This window comes from Hymenobacter armeniacus (genome assembly GCF_014699055.1).
GTDB lineage: Bacteria > Bacteroidota > Bacteroidia > Cytophagales > Hymenobacteraceae > Hymenobacter > Hymenobacter armeniacus.
Genome location: NZ_JACXAC010000003.1, coordinates 342,215 through 361,485, shown reverse-complemented (window position 1 = coordinate 361,485; position 19,271 = coordinate 342,215). Strand labels below are relative to the sequence as shown.

12 protein-coding genes are annotated in these 19,271 nt (G+C 63.6%); 5 read left to right on the top strand and 7 right to left on the bottom strand.

The genetic code is table 11. The features are described from left to right. Positions 1-13: 13 nt before the first annotated feature. Together IC234_RS09840 and mce are read right to left on the bottom strand one after the other, a co-directional pair. Positions 14-586, bottom strand: coding sequence for an L-threonylcarbamoyladenylate synthase (locus IC234_RS09840; RefSeq protein WP_190923988.1), 573 nt, complete (start codon positions 584-586; stop codon positions 14-16). Between the two features lie 76 nt (positions 587-662). Continuing rightward, positions 663-1,067, bottom strand: coding sequence for a methylmalonyl-CoA epimerase (gene mce, locus IC234_RS09835; protein WP_190923986.1), 405 nt, complete (start codon positions 1,065-1,067; stop codon positions 663-665). Positions 1,068-1,278: 211 nt separating this feature from the next. On the opposite strand from mce, the gene IC234_RS09830 reads away from it, so the two are divergent. From IC234_RS09830 to IC234_RS09815, 4 genes are all read left to right on the top strand, one after another. Further along, positions 1,279-2,493 carry an IscS subfamily cysteine desulfurase gene (locus tag IC234_RS09830; RefSeq protein ID WP_190923984.1) on the top strand — a complete coding sequence of 405 codons (1,215 nt, stop codon included), beginning with the start codon at positions 1,279-1,281 and terminating at the stop codon, positions 2,491-2,493. Positions 2,494-2,592: 99 nt separating this feature from the next. Beyond that, positions 2,593-3,003, top strand: a complete 411-nt coding sequence (gene iscU / locus IC234_RS09825) for a Fe-S cluster assembly scaffold IscU (RefSeq protein ID WP_190923982.1) — start codon at positions 2,593-2,595, stop codon at positions 3,001-3,003. A gap of 112 nt (positions 3,004-3,115) precedes the next feature. After that, positions 3,116-3,511 carry a hypothetical protein gene (locus IC234_RS09820; RefSeq protein WP_190923980.1) on the top strand — a complete coding sequence of 132 codons (396 nt, stop codon included), beginning with the start codon at positions 3,116-3,118 and terminating at the stop codon, positions 3,509-3,511. A gap of 118 nt (positions 3,512-3,629) precedes the next feature. Further along, positions 3,630-3,956, top strand: a complete 327-nt coding sequence (locus IC234_RS09815; RefSeq protein WP_046244758.1) for a HesB/IscA family protein — start codon at positions 3,630-3,632, stop codon at positions 3,954-3,956. A 161-nt stretch (positions 3,957-4,117) separates the two neighbouring features. Here IC234_RS09815 and IC234_RS09810 read toward each other — a convergent pair whose 3' ends face one another. From IC234_RS09810 to IC234_RS09795, 4 genes are all read right to left on the bottom strand, one after another. Beyond that, positions 4,118-9,760 (bottom strand): T9SS type A sorting domain-containing protein, encoded by a 5,643-nt coding sequence (locus IC234_RS09810; protein WP_190923977.1) that lies wholly within the window; start codon positions 9,758-9,760, stop codon positions 4,118-4,120. An 894-nt stretch (positions 9,761-10,654) separates the two neighbouring features. Beyond that, positions 10,655-11,926, bottom strand: coding sequence for a glycosyltransferase family 4 protein (locus IC234_RS09805; RefSeq protein ID WP_190923975.1), 1,272 nt, complete (start codon positions 11,924-11,926; stop codon positions 10,655-10,657). 301 nt (positions 11,927-12,227) lie between these two features. Continuing rightward, the gene (locus tag IC234_RS09800) at positions 12,228-12,980 is read right to left on the bottom strand and encodes a LytR/AlgR family response regulator transcription factor (RefSeq protein ID WP_190923973.1); all 753 of its coding nucleotides are present in this window, start codon (positions 12,978-12,980) and stop codon (positions 12,228-12,230) included. 63 nt (positions 12,981-13,043) lie between these two features. Beyond that, on the bottom strand, positions 13,044-14,168 hold the full coding sequence (locus tag IC234_RS09795) for a sensor histidine kinase (RefSeq protein WP_190923971.1): 1,125 nt from the start codon (positions 14,166-14,168) through the stop codon (positions 13,044-13,046). 320 nt (positions 14,169-14,488) lie between these two features. On the opposite strand from IC234_RS09795, the gene pulA reads away from it, so the two are divergent. Beyond that, entirely contained in the window at positions 14,489-16,477 is a 1,989-nt protein-coding gene (gene pulA, locus IC234_RS09790) for a type I pullulanase (RefSeq protein WP_190923969.1), read from the top strand. A gap of 121 nt (positions 16,478-16,598) precedes the next feature. Here pulA and IC234_RS09785 read toward each other — a convergent pair whose 3' ends face one another. Next, on the bottom strand, positions 16,599-19,262 hold the full coding sequence (locus IC234_RS09785) for a glycoside hydrolase family 3 C-terminal domain-containing protein (protein ID WP_190923966.1): 2,664 nt from the start codon (positions 19,260-19,262) through the stop codon (positions 16,599-16,601). Positions 19,263-19,271 lie beyond the last annotated feature (9 nt).

The following is a 19,271-nucleotide window of genomic DNA, read 5'->3' as shown; positions in this document are numbered from 1 at the left end:
GTCGGCACGGGTTTTATTCCCGCACCACTTCCAGCCGGCCGCCATCCCCAAGCCGTACCACCCGCGAGGGGGCTACGCGGGTGTCGTCGTCCTGCCGCCAGTTCACCACGTGGTCGACGCCGCGCACGATGGCGGGGTCCACTTCGGCGTACACGGCGGGCGTGGGCTCGCCGGCTTTGTTGGCCGAAGTCGAGACGAGGCCGTGCCCCAACCGGCGCACCACTTTGTGGCAAAACTCGTCTTTCACCACGCGCAGGCCCACGGTGCCGTCGGGTGCCACCAGCTCGGGGGCCACGGCCCGCCCGGCCGGCACGATGTAGGTGGTGGGCCGGGTATCCGTCGCCAGCATGGCTTCCAGCTCGGCCGGCACGTCGGGGGCGTAGCGCTTCATCATGGCAAAGTCGGCCACCAGCACGATGCTGGGCTTGCCGGCCTCCCGGCCCTTGAGCTTGTACAGCTGCTTCACGGCGGGCGGCGCCTCGGCGTCGCAGCCCACGCCCCACACGGTGTCGGTAGGATACAGAATGACTTGCTGCAGCAGCAGGGCATCGACGGCGGCATCTACTTCTTGCTGAAAACGGTTCATAGCGTGTAGCGCGGACTTTTAGTCCGCGATTATTAAGGGGTAATGAATGCAAGGCCTCGCGGACTAAAAATCCGCGCTACTTGATGCTTTGGCAAAGCTCCACCAATACGCCGGCGGCGCTTTTGGGGTGCACAAAACACACGAGTTTATTGTCGGCGCCGCGCTTGGGCTCCTCGTTCAGCAGCACAAAGCCCTCCCCTTTCAGCCGCGCCATTTCGGCGTGAATGTCGTCTACCTCAAACGCGACGTGGTGAATGCCCTCGGGCTTTTTGGCCAGAAACTTCGTGATGGCGCTGTCGGACGAGGTGCCGGCCAGCAGTTCAATTTTGGAGCCGCCGACCTGGAAAAAGACGGTATCCACGGCTTCGCTGGCCACGTGCTCCTTCTTGTAGGGCGCGGCGCCGAGCAGGGTGGTGTAGAGGGCCGTGGCGGCTTCGAGGTCGTGCACGGCCAGGCCGAGGTGTTCGAGGTTGGTGAGCATGCGGAATTGAGAAAGGCTGCGCAGGGGCCGCTGGCATAGAAAAAGCCGGGTTTTGCCCGGCATTTTGGGCCAGCGCCGGAAGTCGGCGCATTTCCTTATTTAGATTGTATCTACTTTTGTGAAACCAAAGAAAACTGATTGCCCCGGAACCGTGTTCTAGCTGGGTATCGGCTTTTCGCTGGTTTCCCACTTGTCACTACTGCTGCGCGCAATGCTAAAGCTCCCTATTTACCTCGACAACAACGCCACCACGCCCCTCGACCCGCGGGTGCTGGAGGCCATGATGCCTTACCTGACCGACGTATTCGGCAACGCTGCTTCGCGCAACCACCCCTTCGGCTGGGCCGCCGAGGAAGCCGTGGACTACTCCCGCGAGCAGATTGCCAAGCTCATCAACTGCGACCCCAAGGAAATCATCTTCACCTCGGGCGCTACCGAGTCCGACAACCTCGGCATCAAGGGCGTGTTTGAGATGTACAGCCAGAAGGGCAACCACATCATCACCGCCACCACCGAGCACAAAGCCGTGCTCGATACCTGCAAGCACATCGAGAAGCTCGGCGGCAAGGTGACCTACCTGCCCGTGAACGAGCAGGGCCTCATCAGCCTCGAAGAGCTGGAAGCCGCCATAACGCCCCAGACCATTCTGGTGACCATCATGTACGGCAACAACGAGACGGGCACCATCCAGCCCATCCGCGAGATTGCCAAAATTGCCCACAGCCACGGCGCCCTGTTCATGACGGACGGCACGCAGGCCGTGGGTAAGATTCCGGTGGATGTGATTGCCGACGGCATCGACATCATGGCCTTCACGGCCCACAAGATGTACGGCCCCAAGGGCGTGGGCGCCCTCTACGTGCGTCGCAAGAACCCCCGGGTGAAAGTGACCGCCCAAATGGACGGCGGCGGCCACGAGCGCGGCATGCGCTCGGGCACCCTCAACGTGCCCGGCATCGTGGGCTTGGGCAAGGCCTGCGAGCTGGCCATGCAGGAAATGGCCGCCGACACGGCCCGCCTCTCGGCCATGCGCGACCGCCTCGAGCGCGAGCTGCTGACCCTGGAAGAAAGCTACGTGAACGGCTCGCGCGAACACCGCCTGCCGCACGTGACGAACATCAGCTTCAAGTACGTGGAAGGCGAAGGCCTGATGATGGGCGTGAAGGACCTGGCCGTGTCGTCGGGTTCGGCCTGTACCTCGGCCTCGCTGGAGCCCAGCTACGTACTCAAGGCTCTGGGCCTGAGCGACGACCTGGCGCACTCTTCGTTGCGTTTCGGCCTGAGCCGCTTCACCACCGACGAGCAAATCGATTACGCCATCAACCACGTAAAGGAAGCCGTGACCAAGCTCCGCGAAATGTCGCCCCTGTGGGAGATGTTCAAGGAGGGCGTCGACCTCAGCAAGATTGAGTGGGCAGAACATTAATTCAGTGAACAGTTATCAGTGAGCAGTGAACAGTGTTGTTCTTTTAGCTCATCTTGGTAACTGCTCACTATTCACTGACAACTGTTAACTGAAAATACAATGGCTTACTCCGATAAGGTAATTGACCACTACAGCAACCCCCGCAACGTGGGCACGCTGGACAAAAGCAAAAAGAACGTAGGCACGGGTCTCGTGGGCGCGCCTGAGTGCGGCGACGTGATGCGCCTGCAAATCGAGGTGGACGAAGCCACCAACACCATTACCGACGCCAAATTCAAAACCTTCGGCTGCGGCTCGGCCATTGCGTCGTCGTCGCTGGCCACGGAGTGGCTGAAAGGCAAAACCGTGGACGAGGCCCTGGCCATCGACAACATGGAGATTGTGGAAGAGCTGGCCCTGCCGCCCGTGAAAATCCACTGCTCGGTGCTGGCCGAAGATGCCATCAAATCGGCCATCTCGGACTACCGCGTGAAAAACGGCCTGCCCGCGCTGGAGCTCTCGCACCACTAATCAACGAGTGAATTTTGAATGGGTGAATGAGTGAATGGGCTGCGGCCACTTCGCTTGTTCACCCATTTTTTCATTCCTCCATTTACCCTTTCATCCATTCGCTCATTGCATAATGACCGACGAATTTGAAGCAGCCCGGCTGCAACGCGAGATTCAGCAGTATCTGGGCCTGACGCCGGAACAGCTGCGGTTTGATTTTCGGGAAGTGGAAGGCCAAACCCGGCTCGACCTCGTCACGGTGAACCCGCGCCACCAGCAGAGCTTCCTGTTCCGCTACGAAACGGGGCGCGACGAAACCGAGACGCTGCAGAAAATGCTGGACTACGTGAAGCGCTTCCGCGACACCGAAAGCTCCTACACGCTGCAGTGGCGCACCCGCGGCGACCGGGAGCTGCAAACGTCTTACTTCCGCGCCCACAACATGTACGAGGTCCTCGACAAGCTGTATTTCGGCCGCGACCTGAACGCCATCACGGTGTTTAGCGTGGTGCTGAACCCTAGCTCGTAGAAGGAACCGCCCTTGCGGCAGCCGGATTGAACAAAGGATTCCTCATCCTTGTTTATAATTTGTCTAAATTGCGCTTCCATTCCTGTTAGCTAAGCGAGGCCTGCCCTCTCCTATTGCCATGATTACCGTTTCTGATAAAGCCAAAGAGAAAGTGACGCGCCTGATGCACGATGCGCACCTCGACGATACTTACCGCCTGCGCGCTTCGGTGGCCGGCGGCGGCTGCTCGGGCCTGAGCTACAAGCTCGACTTCGACAACGAAGTGCGGCCCATGGACCAGGAGTTTGAGGACAAGGGCGTGCGCGTGGTGGTCGACATGAAGAGCTTCCTCTACCTGGCCGGCACCGAGCTGGATTTCTCCGACGGCCTCAACGGCAAAGGCTTTCAGTTCAACAACCCCAATGCCTCGCGCGAGTGCGGCTGCGGCGAAAGCTTCTCCGTCTGAACCACGGATTCGTGCGGATTTTTCGAATTCCACGGATTTTGTAGGCGGCTCAAATCTAGTACCAGCCAAAAAAAGGCCTCTCAACTGAGAGGCCTTTTTCTTTTCATCACGTCCACAAAATCCGTGGAATCCGAAAAATCCGCACGAATCCGTGGTTCAGATTACTGCTTCTCGAACTTCTGCACGCTGCGGCCAGCGGGCGTTTGCAGCTCCAGCAGGTACAGGCCGGCGGGCAGCTTGTCGACGGCTACTTTGGCCGTGCCGGCTTCGGTGGTGCCTTGCAGCAGCACCTGGCCTACTTGGTTGAGCACGCGGTAAGGCGTGGCGGCCTCGGCAATGAAGCTGATGCTGGTACTTGTGGGGTTGGGGTAGAGCAGCACCTTGACGGTTTCGCTGCCGCCAGCCACCGTGACCACCGGCGAGAAGGCCGCGGTGCCGTCGTTATCAACCTGCCGCAGGCGGTAGTAGAGCAGGCCGGCCGGGGCCGACTTGTCGAGCACGGTGTAGGCCGTGGCTTTGCTGCTGGTGCCTTGGGCCTTGGTAGTGGCCACGGTCACAAAATCGCGGGCATTGCGGCTGCGCTGCACCTCAAACCGTTCGGCGTTCTTCTCGCTGGCGGTGGTCCAGGACACGGCCACAGCCTGGTCGGCCTGGCGCTGGGCACCGAAGCGGCTGAGCTCTACTGGTAGCGGGTTGATGGCCTGGAAGGAGTTGAGGGTCGAGATATCGTTGGTGGCTCCCAGGGCAAACGTGGCGTCATTGGCCAGGGTGGAGATGGGCGCCGACGTGAGCGTGCCCACCGACGGCGCGCCGCCGGCCCCGGTGGTGGCGCCGGTGAAGCCCGAACGGCTCAGGTTCTGCCAGGCCGGGAAAGCCGCATTGCGGGCGGCAATGACCAGGCCGGCATCGGCGGGGTCGTTTACGCCGTCGCCGGTTCCGAAGCTGAGCGCGACGGTGCCGGCCGCATTAGCGGCGGCATTCGACGAGCTGAGGTTGAAGGACCGGATGGCCGATACCCGCTGGAGCGGCGCCGTGCCCAGGCCATTGCCGGTGCCCAGCGGAGTTTGGCCGGGGTTGCCTTCAATTTGCTCGGCGGTGTAGGTGCTGGCGTTGGCTTGGCTGGCTACGTTCACCGTCATCGGCCGGTAATGGCTGCTTTTCCCAACGGGGAAGACGAACGAAGTAGCCGACGTGCCGGCTTGCACCGGGCGAGCCACCGGGCCGTCCACGTACCCAACGTTGGGGCCCGAAGCCGGCAGAACCGGCGCAACCGTAGCCGCCGAAGCCAGCGTGAGCAGGCTGGTGCTGCTGGAAGTGAGGGCCCCGCTGGTGAGCGTGAGCGCCCCGTTCACCGTGAGCGGCGAACCGAGCACTGCCGAGCCGTTGGTGGTGCGGTTCAGGGTCAGGTTGTTCAGCGTTTGGGCACCCGGTGCGAACGTGAGCGTGCCCAGGGCGCCTGTGCCCAGTACCGCAAGGCTGCTGGTGGCCGAGCCGGCCAACGTGCCGCCACCCGCCACGGTGCCGAGTAGCGTGAGCGACTGGCCGTTCAAATCGAACTTGCCGCTGGTCAGCGCCAGTTGGTTTTCCACCGTCACGGCTCCGCCCTGGGTGGGCTGGCTGCTGTTGTCGGTGGTCACGTTGTAGTAGCTGCCGGGGTTCACCGTGGCGGTGGGGGCGTTGTAAATGGGGTTGCCCACAACCGTACCCCAGCCGGTAGCAAAACGGAAGCCGTCCATGCTGAACGTCGGGTTGTTGACGTCGGCTTCCCGAATGAGGAAACCGTTGACGTCGCCCAGAATGTTCGTGCCTTTATTGATGGTGAGCAGCGGCGTGCTGGGCTCCTGGCTGAGGCTGGTGCCGCTGGGCAACACGTACAGGCTAAACCGGTCGGTGTTGCCGGTGGCCGGGCTATTCTCCATCTTCATCACCAGCAAGTAGGGCGTGTTCACGCTGAACTGCGTGGGCGTTGCCTCCACGGTGGGCCCGGTGTCGCTGCTAGCAAAGCGGATTTTGAACGTGAATTTGACCGGGGCAGAGCTCGGCACTTTGGCAATGGTCACGCGGCCGTAGAAGCTGGTGGGATTGGCCGATTGGAAAGCAAAGAGGTAATCGTTGCCCGACACGTTTTCGGCGCTGGAAACGCTTATCAGCGCCGATGCATACACGGCGGTGGTGCCAGCGGGCACCGTGGCCGCGCGAAACAACGAACTCCCGCTGTTGCCATCAATGCTCGCCTTGTAAGACGTGGCGCCGGTGGCTGCCACGCCTTGCGGATACGAGGCCAATGCGACGTTGCCGGCACTGGTAACCGAACTGGCAGTGCCCGTCCAGCCGTGGGTGTTCAGCGCACCGGTATAGTCGAAATCATCTTCCACCAGCAACAGGCCGGGGTTCGTGAGCACCGTACCGCTCACCGCTACGCTCACCGAAGTAGTGCCGACGGCATTGAGTACGTTGCCGCTGAAATTTCCTTGCGTGCCACCCGTCAGGCGCACGTAGATGGTCTGGCCGGCGTTGACGGCTACCGCCGAAGGCGATACCGTGGCGGCGAATGCGACGCCATCCAACGATACTTCAAAGTTGGCCGGCGCCGTCACGGTGACGGGCGCCGTTACGCCACTGCCTACCAGAGTATAGGTTTGCGCCAGCGAACCGGTGCCCGTGTTGGTAATGAAACCGGTGAGCGACGTGGGCGTGGGGGTGAGGGTGGGCACCGTAACGGTCACAGCCACTTCGGCGCTGGTAACCGTGGCGCAAGCCGCAAACGTGGATTGCGCCACTACATAGTAAGTACCGGCCGTGGCGAAGGTGGGCGCGTAGGTAGTGCCCGTGGCACCGCCGATGGGCATGTAAGGGCCACCGGGCATGGTCGCGAAAGCCCACTGGCGCGATGCCGCCGGGGTTTCGGTCACGGTCAGGGTAGCGCCGGCAGTGCCCACGTTAATGGTTTGCGGGCCGGCCGGGGCAACGGTGGCCGTCGGGTTGCTCACGACGGTGATAGCGGCCGAAGCCGTGCCCACGGTGCCGTCGGTATTGACCACGCGCACCCTGTAGGCGGTGCCGCTGGCCGTAGAGGCCGGCACCGTGACCGTGAGGCTGGTGCCGGTGCTGCTAACGGTGGCCAGGGTGCTGGGCGACGCAAAGTTGCCGCTGGCGTCTGACAATTGCACTTGGTATGTGCCGGTTGAGGCAGGGCCAGCGGTAGCGTAGTTCACCAGCACGTCGCTGCCGCCGCACACGGCCGAGGGGTTGACGGTGCCCGTGGCAATGAGCGGCACCGGCGATGGCGAAGTAGTACCGTTCACTACCAAGCCCAGGGCGGCGCCATTGTCGAGGAAATAGAAGTTGCCGCCGGTGCTACTATAGCCGTAGAGGCGGAAATAAATGGGACTGGATACGCCCTGCAGCGCCGTCGGCATCGAAGCGAAGCTAATCGGCGAACCCGGCGAAGCGAGGCCCGACACGCCTTGGCTTCCCACCGAAACGGGATTGGAGAAGTCGCTGCTGAAGCTGTACAGCAATTCGACCGTGGCCGGAGCCGTGCTGGTGCGATAAGCATTGGCGACCACGCTGCTCACGTTGGCGAGGCTGCCGAAGGCGGGCGTAATGGCAAACGCAAAGAATTTGTTACCGGTTTGGGCCGCTGTCAGGGTGGCCGTGGTGCCCCAACCTGCACCGCCGTACAGGCCGGCCGCGTTGCTCAGCCCCGAGGTGCTGATGCCCGAGCCGCGCGTGAGGTTGGCAGCAGCGCTGATGCCAGGGTCTTTGCTGGTTACGGCGACCGACCCTGCCGTGCCCGTGGTGCTTGCCATGGAGTAGGTGGCCAGGAACGGCGGGGTCGTCACGCTGCCGTTCACGGCTACGTTCTTGGTGGTAGCGCTGGCGCTGGCGTTGGTCACGTTGACGGGGGTGCCCGCCGTGCCAAACGTGCCAATGGCCGCCCCCGTGAGGCGCACGTAAATGGGCAAGCCCGTCGTGGCCGCGGCGGCCGTCACCGACTGCGTGGGGGCAAAGCCCGCCGTGGCACTGGTTTGCGATACTTCGTAGCCAGAAGGAGCAGTGACGGTCACGGCGCCCACGAGGTCGGTGCCGCTGAGGGTGTACGACTGCGCCGCCGAAGGCGTGAGCTGGGTGGTGCTAAAGCTGTTGAGGGCAGCCGGCGTGACACTCACAACGGGCTGCGGCGACACCGTGCCCACCAGGTCCACATCTTTTTGCGCGGCGCCGGGGCTGGTGTGCGTTAGCTGAACGGGAGCACCGGCCGTGCCGTAAGCCCCCGCCGGGGCAGAGGCCGCCAGGCGGACGTAAATGGCCGTGCTGGCCACCGCGCCGGCCGCCGTCGGCGTGAGGGCCTGGCTGCTGGCGTAAGCGCCGCCAGTTCCGTTTTTCGAAATCTCGTAGCCCGCAGGAGCCGTGAGCACGAGGTCGGCGCCAAGGCCGGCGCCGCTCACGTTATAGGTTTGCGAAGCCGAAGCCGTGCCGGTGATGGTGCTGAAAGTCAGCGGGCCGGCCGTGGACGTGGTAATAACCGGCGTGATGGTGCCGGTCACGGCCACGTTTTGCGTGGTGGCGTTGGTGCTGGCATGTGCTACGTTGCCGGCCACCGTGCCCACTCCCGCGCCGGTCATGCGCACGTAAATGGTAGTGCTAGCCACCGTGCCGCCCGTTGGCGTGAGGGTTTGGGTGGCGGCAAAGCTCGCCGTGGCGCTGGTCTTCGAAACTTCGTAGCCGGTAGGCGCCGTCACCAGGATGTTAGCCGTGAGGCCGGCTCCGCTCACCGTGTAGGATTGCGCAGCGGAAGCCGTGCCCGCGGTGGTGGCAAAGGTGAGCGGCCCCGCCGTGGAGGGCGTGATGACGGGAATGATGGTACCCGTCAGGGCCACGTTCTTGGTGGTAGCGCCGCTGCTGATGTGCGTAATGTTGCCGGCCACGGTGCCCGTGCCGGTGCCCAGCATGCGCACGTAGATAGTGGTGCTGGCCACCGTGCCGCCCGTTTGGGTGAGCGTAAGGGTATTGGCGCCCGTGCCGGTGTAGGTGCCGGAAGCCAGGCTGATTTCGTAGCCCGTGGGGGCCGTCACGGTCAGGTCGGCGGTCAGGTTATCGCCGCGCACCGTGTAAAACTGCTCGTTAGACGGGGTGCCGGCGTTGGTAGAAAACGTGAGCGCGGCCGTGGGCGACACCGTAATGGTGGGCGTGGGGGCCGTTACGTCAATGCGTACCTCGTTGCTAGTGATGGGGCCGCAGGTTGCAAAAGTCGATTTGGCCACCACATAGTAAGTGCCAATGGCGGCAAAGTTCGGGGTGTAAGTATTGCCCGTGACGCCGGTGGCAGTGAGGTGGCTGCCCGAAGTAGTGCCGTAAAACCACTCGCGGCTGGAGAAGTTGCCCGCGGGCGTTTCGGTAGCTACCAGGTCGGTCCCGTTGGTGTTTATGCTAATGGTTTGGAGGCCGGAGGGGGCCACGGCCACGTTGTTGATGGTCAGGGACTGGTCGCCGGTGCCGGTCACGCCGCTTGCGTTCACGCGTATTTTGTAGCCCGTGCCGCCGGCCACCGTGGCCGGGATGGTGAACGGAATGCTGCCCGTGCCGCCGCTCGTCGTGGCCGTGCCGGTCAGGGCCGTGGTGCCGCTGGCAAAGCTGCCCGAAGCGTTGGACAGAACCCCGGAGATAGACGTGGGGCTGCCGGTGTAAGAAAAGTTGACGGTGGTGCTGCTACCGGCGCACACAGTTGCCGGGGCCACACCGGTTGCCGTGATGGTGGCGCTAGGGGCAGCTAATTGAACGTTGTCAAGCCCAACGTTCACACCGGAAATTTTGGTTGTAAGGACAAAGCGTATATATCGGGTAGACGTCTTAGGAGTACCCGATGAAATTGTTCCAGCTGTAGCGGTAGAAGGATTATTGATAGTAACCAGCGCGGTATATGTAACGCCATCATCTGATTCCTCTGCTGTGAAAACTGTAGTTCCAGTGCCACTGCCATTCGCCTTTGAAGCGAAACTCAACGAACCAGCAGCACCCGTGAAGTTGACTACCAGTTGGTCACCTTGCGTATCAAACTTTGCGGTGCCCCCTGATGCACTGCCAGATAACTCTGATGCATAGTCAGTACCTAAGCCTGTTTGTGTCCATCCAGTTGGAAGGCCATTGGCCCAAGTACCTTGATAGCTAATTGGTAATGTCGCTTGCCCCCACCCCATCAGCGGAAACAGTAACATCAGCAGCAGCGCCATTACGCGGCTGGTTGAGGATGTAAAAACAGTAGGGGTTTGCTGCATAAACAACGAGTTTAAAGGGGTAAATGAAATGCCACTGGGTGGGCGCACTGACGGTAAAGTTACCAAGCCGCTATAGCACTAATTGCATGCTAGGGGTTATCAAAACGTTACAATCGAAGGCAGTGCAACTGGCATTGCCGCGGCTGGTGCGGCAGTGGAATTCTGTGAGGGCATAATCCATTTTAAAACACCGACCATAAAAAAAGCCTCCGCCGGGGCGAAAGCTTTTTGGGGGTAAGCAAGCGGCCGGGCGGGCCGGTGGCATGCTTCTCACGATGGTGCCTGCCATTCCGGCTCCGGTGGTTGGGCGGGGCGCTGCTGCCAGCGGCGGCAATCCGCTGGGTGGGTGGCCACACCCCACGCGCCCATCCGGTTGAGAATGGCAGGACTTATGCCGGTACGTGCCGGGCGCACTTTTTCTCACGAAGGCACCAGCACGGGCGCAAACGCAGCGTGCAGCGTCGCGGCGCGGCGGGCGTTGGCGGGCAGCGCAGGCACGGAGGCCGGGCGCGGGCCGAGCCCAGCCAGCACGTCTTCGGTGAGGGCGCACTGGCGCTGGTGCGAGTAGCGCCAGCGGTCCAGCCGGGCGCGCTCCACGCGCTGCCGGGTGGCGGGGGCGTCGTCGAGGCAGCGGCGAATGGAGCGGGCGCAGGCGGCCACGTCGCGGTGCAGGTAGAGCAGGCCGGTGTGGCCGTGCTGCACCAACTCCACGGTGCCGCCGGTGGCGGCGGCCACCACGGGCACGCCGGCGGCCATGGCTTCGAGGGTCACCATGCCGTAGGTCTCGTTTTCGGAAGCCAGCACAAACACGTCGATGGCCTGGTAGAACACGGCGGGGTTGGCCCGGAAGCCCCGGAAATGCACCTGGCCTTCCAGGCCCAGGCGCTGCACCTGGGCCTGCAGCTGGCGCAGGTAGGCGTCGCCCTCGTTGCGGGTGGGCTCGCCCATGATGACTAGGCTGGCCTTGCGGCCCAGCCGGGTGCGCAGGTGGTGCAGGGCCTCAATCACAAAGTCCTGCCCTTTGCCGGCGTCGAACCGGCCCAGGATGCCCAGCAGCCGCCCTTCTAAGGGCAGGCCCAGCTCCTGACGGGCTTCGGCGGCGGTGCGGCGGTGCGGCGCAAACTGCTCCAGCGGCAGGCCCAACGGCACCACGTGCAGCTTGCGGGCATCGAGGCGGGTGCGGCGGGCCACTTCGCGGGCCAGGCCGGGCAAGGGCGTCAGCCAGGCGTCGAGCTGCCGAAAGCGCAGCGTGTGCACCAGCCCGCGCTTGGGCCGCCCCAACTGCATGTGCTGCTGGTAGATGACGCGCAGGCGCCCGCCCATCAGGCCCTTCACCAAGGTGGCCAGGGCCAGGTCCTTGTTTTGCGTCACCACCAGCATTTCAACCTGCAGGCGCTCCAGCAGCGTTTTCAACTCCCAGGCGGCCAGGGGCATGGCCAGCCCGCGGCGCACCCGCAGGGTTTCCAAGGGCACAAACCACTCTTCGGCCCAGTGGGCCAGCGGCGTGGCCGGCGGCGCAACGAAGGTGATGCGCCAGCCGCGCTCCTGCATCCAGCCGGTAAACTTCAGGCTGTTGAGTTCGAGGCCGCCCAGGCTGCCGGAGAGGCAAAGCACCGCGAGCTGCGGCCGCGATTCCGGGGCACGGGCGTCCCGGCCGAGAACGGAGTTCCCGGTGATGAAGTGTGGGGTCATAGCTCAGAAAGACAGGCAAAGAGTAGCGGGCAGCGCGGCAGAAAGCGGCAGGGCGAGGGCAGTAGTGGTTAGAGCGCATGTCGAGCTTGCCGAGACAGCTCGCGTGCTTCGTGGTGACGTGACGCCTCACCCCCGGCCCCTCTCCACAGGGAGAGGGGAGCCTGACGATTTCGCTCGGAGCAAAACCGGTGTCCCCTCTCCTTGGGGAGAGGGGGTCAGGGGGTGAGGCGTCACAGTAGGACGATTCCTGCGAGCTGCTTCGGCTGCGCTCGGCTGACGTGCCATTAACACGAATTCGGTATCAGGTCCAGCGGCTGAGGAACTGCAGGAAGGCGTCCTTGTACTGGTCGCCCACCGGGATGGTGATGGCGCCAATCTGGACGGTGAGGCGGCGCACGGCCTCAATCTTGTCGAGCGCCACGATGAACGAGCGGTGGATGCGCATGAAGCGCCGGGTGGGCAATTTTTCCTCCATGGCCTTGAGGCTCATGAGAGAAAGCAGGGCGCGGGGCGTGCTTTTGAGGTGCACTTTCACGTAGTCCTTCAGGCCTTCCACGTAGAGAATGTCGCTCAGCGCGACGCGCACCAGCTGGTATTCGGCTTTCAGGAACAGGTACTCTTCCTCCTCGGGGCCGGTGGCGGCGGGGGCGCTGGCGTGCTGGGAGGTGAGCTCGGCGTAGGCGCGGGCCTTGCCGGCGGCACGCAGGAATTCTTCGTAGTTGAAGGGCTTAACGAGGTAGTCGAGGGCGTCGACGCGGTAGCCGTCCAGCGCGTACTGGCTGAAGGCCGTGGTGAAGATGACACGCGGGCCGGTGGGGCCCAGCACCCGGGCCAGCTCCAGGCCGTTGAGCTCCTGCATCTGAATGTCGAGGAAGGCCAGGTCGACGGCGCCGGGGTGCTCGTGCAGGTACTTGAGGGCTTCCACGGCGCTGCCAAACTTGCCCACCAGCTCCAGAAACGGCGTTTTCTGAATGAACGACACCACCAGGCCCAGGGCCAGGGGTTCGTCGTCGACGGCGATGGTGCGCAGGGGCGGCAGGGCGGGTTGGCTCATGTAGGGAAGCGTGGGTTAAGAAAATACTGTCATCCTGAGCATTCTGCTTGAACCGCAGAAGGCTCAGGATGACAGGACGGAAACAGGCTCGGGCAGGCTTACGGCACTTCCCTCCCCCACCGTCAGGGTGAGGTGCACTAGGAATTCGTTGGCCGGCGTGTGGTCGTCGACCACCAATTGGAAGCGACCGGGGTAGAGCAAGTCGAGGCGGCGGCGGGTGTTGGCCAGGCCGATGCCGTTGCTGCCGGCCAAGTCGGTGGAGGGCAGCGCGAGGCGGCTGTTGCGCACTTCGAGCTCCACCACGTCGGGCCGGGGCTGGCGAATGGCCACGTAGATGCGGCTGGGCTCGGTGGCCGCCACCCCGTGCTTGAAGGCGTTTTCGAGGAAGGGCAGCAGCAGCATGGGGGCCACGGGCACGTCGCGCACGGGCTCGGGCCGCTCAAAGGTGACGGTGACCCGGTCGTCGAGCCGCAGCTGCATGAGGGTGATGTAGTCCTGCACGAAGGCGATTTCCTGGCTGAGCAGGGTCATGCCGCCGGCCGTGTCATACAGCACGTAGCGCATCATGCGCGAGAGGCGGTGAATGGCCGTGCGGGCCTGCTCGCCATCCAGCAGCGTAAGGGCGTAGATGTTGTTGAGGGTATTGAAGAAGAAGTGCGGGTTTATCTGGGCCTTGAGCATCGACAGCTCGGAGCTGACGCGCTGCTGCTCCAGCGTCTGGCGCAACTGGGCGTCCTTTTGCCACTTCTGCACCACCGTGATGCAGGTGCTGATGCCCAGCACAAACATGGTGGTGAGCAGGCCCATGGAATCGAAGCGGTAGCCGCGGGGGTTGAGGCGCGGGCGGCCCGCCACGGCTTCAAACGCCTTGTTCAGGAGCTCGGGCAGGTTGAGGGCCGACTCCAGAAACTTGCTGAACACCAGCACCCCCAGCGTGATGCCCACCAACGACAGAATGAACCAGCCCGTGCGCCCCTGAAACAGCAGGCGCGGCACCAGCACCTTGGCGGTGAGGTAGAAAGCGGCCACCCACACGCAGAACATCAGGCCCTGCTTCAGCCAAAACTGCGGGGGCATGGTGAGCCGACCGGTGAGCGGCTGAAACAGCAAAAACGTGAGTCCGAACAAGCCCCACACCAGCACGTGAATGAGCGGAGCGAGGTAGCGCCGGGGGGTGAGGACGGCCATAGACAGGGAAGAATTCGAAGCAAACATACCCGCTCCGATTTCCAAAACCCGGCCAAACCGACCGTAACCGGAATTGTATCGACGGCGGGGGCCGTTTCATCGGCCGGCAAGATGCCTGCAAGGGCCAAGCGGGCATCGTCTTAAAAAGGGAAAGGCCGTGCTGCCGATGGCAGCCAAGGCGTCTGGTGTGCTTCAACTAATCCAATCGTTGGAATTGGAGCCGCAAGCCAGATTGGGCGCTGCGTAGGGCAAGATGGCTTTTTTGTAGATTGCCAGCCGCGGCTACTCTTCATTACGTACAATTCCCGAACTTTGCCGTCATGATTCGCTCCCTCCTATTGTTTGTGCTGCTATCTACTACCAAAACCCCGGCGGCGCCTCTGCCCGACTTCGGCAGCTACCCCGTGTACCGCGGCCCCGACCTCGGCCTGACCTGGCGCGGCCCCCAGGCCAGCCTGCGCGTGTGGGCCCCCACCGCCGAGGCCCTGCACCTGAAGCTGTACGCGGCCGGCACCGGCGGCGCGCCCACCGCCGACTACGCCATGGCCAAGGCCGAAGACGGCACCTGGCTGTACGCCCTGCCCGCCGGCACCACCGGCTTCTACACGGTGCAGGCCACCATCGCGGGCAAGAAGATGGCCGAAGTGGCCGACCCCTACGCCCACGCCGTGGGCCTCAACGGCCAGCGCGGGGCCGTGCTCAACCCCGCCGCCGTGGCCCCGCCCGGCTGGGCCGACGACCTGCGCCCGGCCCTGAAACAGCCCACCGACGTCGTGATTGGCGAAGCGCACGTGCGCGACCTGAGCATGCACCCGCAGTCGGGCATCACCCGCAAGGGCAAGTACCTCGGCCTGGCCCAGCTGGGCACCCGCGGCCCCCAGAACGTGACCACCGGCCTGGAGCACCTCGTGGAGCTGGGCCTGACCCACGTGCACCTGCTGCCCACCAACGACTTTGCCAGCATCGACGAGGCCGCGTCCGCCAGCGCCAACCGCTACAACTGGGGCTACGACCCGCTACACTATTCGGTACCCGAAGGCTCGTACGCCACCAACGCTGCCAATCCCAGCACCCGCATCAGCGAGTTCAAGCAGCTGGTGCAGAACCTGCACGGCCAGGGCCTGCGCCTGGTGCTCGACGTGGTGTACAACCACACCGCCAACGCCGCCCGCAGCTCTTTCGAGCAGCTGGTGCCCGGCTACTACTACCGCCACAACCCCGACGGCACCCTGAGCAACGCCACCGCCTGCGGCAACGAAGTGGCCTCGGAGCGGCCCATGGTGCGCAAGCTCATCGTGGAATCCGTCGTGTATTGGGCCCAGGAATACCACGCCGACGGCTTCCGCTTCGACCTCATGGGCGTGCTCGATATCGAAACCATGCGCGCCATCCGCGTGGCGCTCGACCTGCAGGACCACAGCATATTGCTATACGGCGAGGGCTGGACCGCCGGCCCCTCGCCCCTGCCCGAAGCCAAGCGCGCCGTGAAGGCCAACATGGGCAAGATTGACCGCATCGCAGCCTTCGGCGACGAGCTGCGCGACGGCGTGAAAGGCCACTACGCCCGCCAGACCGAGCCCGGCTTCGCCAGCGGCCGGCCCGGCCTGGAAGAGAGCGTGAAGTTTGGCATCGTGGCCGCCACGGCCCACCCGCAGCTCGATTTCGCCAAGGTGAACTACTCGAAAGCCGCGTGGGCCAACTCGCCCGCCCAGGCCATCAACTACGTGGCCTGCCACGACGACATGGTGCTCTGGGACAAGCTCAAGGCCTCGAACAAAGGCGCTTCGGAGGCCGACCTTATCAAGATGGATGTGCTGAGCAACACCATCGTATTTACCTCGCAGGGCATTCCGTTTTTGCCGGTGGGCGACGAGTTTTTGCGCACCAAAGGCGGCTCGCACAACTCCTACAACCTGCCCGACAGCGTGAACCAGATTGACTGGGCGCGCAAGGCCAAATACGCCGGCGTGTACGAATTCTACCGCAAGCTCATTGCGATGCGCCGGGCCCACCCCGCCTTCCGCCTGCCCACCGCCGAACTGGTGCAGCAGCACCTGGAGTTTTTGCCCAACACCCACCCTGGCGTCATTGCCTACCAGCTGAAAAACCACGCCGGCGGCGACGCCTGGCAGGACATCATCGTCATTTTTAACGGCAACCGCTCCGCCGACAGCGTGACCCTGCCCCGCGGCACCTACACCGTGGTGCTGCGCGGCGACCAAATCAACCAGGAAGGCTTCGACGTGCTGGAGGTGATGAGCGGCGTGCAGGTACCGGGCAGCTCGGCGCTGATTCTGATTCGGCAGTAGCCCGCGGGCCCGGCTGACCGAATGTAGAGACGCATACCTGCGTCTGGGCATCCGCCCCGTTCGAGCATCGTTCACCCACACCGTTCAACGCCGAGACGCAAGTATGCGTCTCTACATTCGGTCAGTCAATCGCCACCGGCGCGCCGGTCAGCTGCACAACGGTTTTGACCACCTTATTGGCCGCAACGGCTGCAGCCATCGGCTGTCCACCGCCCACATACACCTGCACCGTGCCGGGCATTTCCACCCGTTTGGCCTGCTCGGTGAGGCGCGAAAGCTGGCGCGGCGTGAGCGTAAAGGCCACCGTTTGCCGGGCGCCGGGCGCCAGGTTGATGCGGCGGAAGCCTTCCAGGGCGTGCCGGGCCACGCGGCCCGATACGCCGGCGTGGCGCACGTAGAGCTGCACCACTTCATCGCCGGCCCGGGCGCCGGTGTTTTGCACATCCACGCTCACCCGAATGGGCTGGCCGGTCACCGGCTTCGACAGCACTTTCAGGTTGCTGTACTTGAAGGTGGTGTAGCTCAGGCCGTGGCCGAAGGAGAACAGCGGCTCGCCGGTGAAGTAGCGGTAAGTGCGGCCCTTCATGTCGTAGTTGTCGAAGGGCGGCAGCTGGGTTTCTGATTTATAGAACGTGACCGGCAGGCGGCCGGCGGGGTTGTAGTCGCCAAACAGCACGTCGGCCAGCGCGGTGCCGGCCGCCTGCCCGCCGTACCAGGTGTTGAGGATGGCCGGCAGGTTCTGGGCCTCCCAGGGCGTGGCCAGGGCGCTGCCCGTCATCAGGGCCAGCACCACGGGCTTGCCGGAACCGTGCAGCACCTTCAGCAGGTCGGTTTGCACCTGGGGCAGGCCGATGGTGGTGCGGTCGCCGCCGCTGAAACCGGGCACGTCCACTTTCATTTCCTCGCCTTCGAGCCGGGGCGAGATGCCGCCCACAAACACGATGGCGTCGGCATCGCCCACCTTGGCCAGGATGTTGGCCGCGTTCATGGGCACCACCTTGGCGCCCGTGAACTTGAGGATGGTGCGGCGGTCGACCTGGAAATACTCCAAACGCAGGCTCAGTTTCTGGCCGGCCGTCACGTTCAGCACGTGCTGGTTGGTGGAGAAGCCGCGGCCTTTCCAATTGTCAATGACCAGCTTGTCGTCCACGAACAGCCGGTAGCCGTCGTCGCCGCTGATTTGCAGGGCCAGCTCTTCGGTTTTCTCCGGGGTGAACGTGGCCTGGTAGCGGGCCGAGAAGTTTTCGGCGAGCAGGCCGGGCGCCACTTCCATCTTCACGTTGGCGAGGTAGCGGTCGAGGGCGGCTTCCTGGCGCGTGGCTACGGCCGCGCCCTCCAGATTGGTGCCTTTGAAGTACTCGGCTTTGAAGCCCGGCTGGCCTTGAAACGCCAGGTTTTTGTTGAGGTCGAGCGGCTCGTATACGATGTTGCTGGCGTAGTCCACGCCTTGCACGTACACCACTTCGGTGCCCTTGCTCACCTTGGCTCGAATGCCTTCCAGCGGCGTCACTATCTCCGTCGCGAAGCCGTTGTAGTTGCCCAGCTGCACGCTTTCGTTGTCGGCGTTGGGGCCCAGCACGGCAATCTTCTTCAGGTTTTTGCGCAACGGCAGCGTGCTCTTCTCGTTCTTCAGCAGCACCACCGACTCGCGGGCCATCTTCAGGGCGTGGGCTTGGTGCGGGGCGCTTTCCACCACGCTCATCGGAATGCGGGCGTACTTCACGCGCTCCACCGGGTCGAACATGCCCAGCTGGAAACGGATTTTGAAGAGCCGCTTCACCGAGGTATTCAGCTGCTCTTCGGTGATGAGATTTTTCTGTACCGATTCCAGCAGCGAATTGTAGGTAAAGAGCTTACCGGTGGCGCACTCGATGTCGGTGCCGTGCAGCACGGCGTTGGCGGCGGCCGTGGCGGCGTCGGGGTCGGTTTTGTGGTGCTGCCAGAAGTCGTTTAGGCCGTCGCAGTCGGAGGTGACGTAGCCCTTGAACTTCCACTTATCGTAGAGAATTTCGTTCATCAGCTTGTCGGAGCCGCAGCAGGGCTGGCCGGCGTAGGCGTTGTAGGCACACATCACGCCGGCCACTTTGGCGTCCACAATCAAGTCGCGGAAAGCCGGCAGGTAGGTATCCCACAGGTCGTAGTCGCTGATTTGGGCGTTGAACTCGTGGCGCGACGACTCCGGCCCGCTGTGCACGGCGAAGTGCTTGGCGCAGGCCGTGATTTTCAAATACTTCGGGTCGTCGCCCTGAAAGCCCTTCACCAGCGCCGAGCCCAGCTGGCCGGTCAGGTAGGGGTCTTCGCCGTAGGTTTCCTGGCCCCGGCCCCAGCGCGGGTCGCGGAAGATGTTGATGTTGGGCGTCCAGAACGTGAGGCCCTGGTAGATGCCCCGCTCGCCGCGCCGCACGTACTCCTGGTGCACGGCCCGGGCCTCGTCGGAGGTCATGGTGGCCATGGTCAGCATGGCGTCCTTGTCGAAGGTGGCGGCCATGCCGATGGCCTGCGGAAACACCGTGGTTTTTAGGTTGGTGCGGGCCACGCCGTGCAGGGCCTCGTTCCACCAGTTGTAGGCCGGAATGCCCAGCCGGTCGATGGCCGGCGAGGCGTTCAGCATCTGCGACACTTTTTCGGGCAGGGTCAGGCGGCCCACCAGGTCGTCCACGCGCTGGTCGACGGGCAGGTCGGGGTTCTGGAACGGGAATTCGGCCACCGGGGCATGGGCGGGAGGAGCCGGCTGGGCCCCGCTGCTGAGCAAGAACAGGCCGAGTAAAGCAGTAGCAAGTTTCATAATGAGGAT